The following is a 1,033-nucleotide window of genomic DNA, read 5'->3' as shown; positions in this document are numbered from 1 at the left end:
ACACACAGTAAAGGGGGTGCATAGATTATGAACAATACTGATGTGCCTATCTGGGAAAAATATACGCTGACGATTGAAGAAGCGTCCAAATACTTCCGCATTGGCGAAAAGAAATTGCGTAAATTAGCCGAAGAAAATATTGACGCTGGCTGGGTTATCGTGAACGGTAATCGTATTCAGATTAAGCGAAAACAATTTGAAAAAATCATAGATACATTGGACGAAATCTAATGTCATTGAGCCGTAGATATGGTATAATAAAGTATAGCGTATCACGGCTCATTCCATGACGGAAAGGAGCTTTACACTATGTCTAATGTAAAACGAAAAGACGGTAAAAATCGCAATTTGCGTAATGGAGAGAGCCAGCGAAAAGACGGAAGATACGTTTATAAATATACCGATATATACGGAAAGCCACAATTTGTCTATTCTTGGAAACTTGTACCGACAGACAAGACACCTGCTGGAAAGCGTGATGATATTTCATTGAGGGAAAAAGAAGCACAGATAAAAAAAGACCTTAACGACAGTATCGACACAGTCGGCGGTAAAATGACAGTCTGCCAGCTTTACGAGAAAAAGAACAGCCAAAGAAAGAACATCAAGAGGGCTACCGAAAAGGGACGACAGTATCTTATGAACGCTCTGAAAAATGACCCATTGGGTATGAGGGCGATTGATACTGTTAAGCAGTCGGACGCTAAAGAATGGGCTATCAGAATGAGTGAAAAAGGATATGCCTATAAAACAATTGATAACTATAAGCGTTCCTTGAAAGCGTCATTTTACATGGCGATACAAGACGACTGTATCAGAAAGAACCCATTTGAATTTAAGCTAAGTGATGTTCTGGAAGATGATACGGAGCAGAAAGTTATCCTTACACCAGAGCAGGAAGAACGCCTGCTTGCCTTTATGGAAAAGGATAAGATTTACAGCAAGTATTATGATGAGGTTGTGCTTCTGTTGGAAACGGGACTTCGTATTTCTGAATTTTGCGGACTGACGACGCATATTGATATGCAGAACA

General features: G+C 39.9%; 2 protein-coding genes. Both read left to right on the top strand.

Going from position 1 to position 1,033, the window contains the following annotated elements:
- The first annotated feature begins 27 nt into the window (after positions 1-27).
- Positions 28-231: an excisionase gene (locus PG840_RS16700; protein WP_004613735.1), complete on the top strand. Its 204-nt coding sequence runs from the start codon at positions 28-30 to the stop codon at positions 229-231.
- Positions 232-309: 78 nt separating this feature from the next.
- On the top strand, positions 310-1,033 hold a 724-nt coding region (locus PG840_RS16695), incomplete at its 3' end, for a site-specific integrase (RefSeq protein WP_270613915.1).

The organism is Coprococcus sp. AM97-35, assembly GCF_027697525.1.
In the GTDB taxonomy this organism is placed as follows: domain Bacteria; phylum Bacillota; class Clostridia; order Lachnospirales; family Lachnospiraceae; genus Allocoprococcus; species Allocoprococcus comes.
This window is presented reverse-complemented; position numbering and strand designations above follow the sequence as displayed.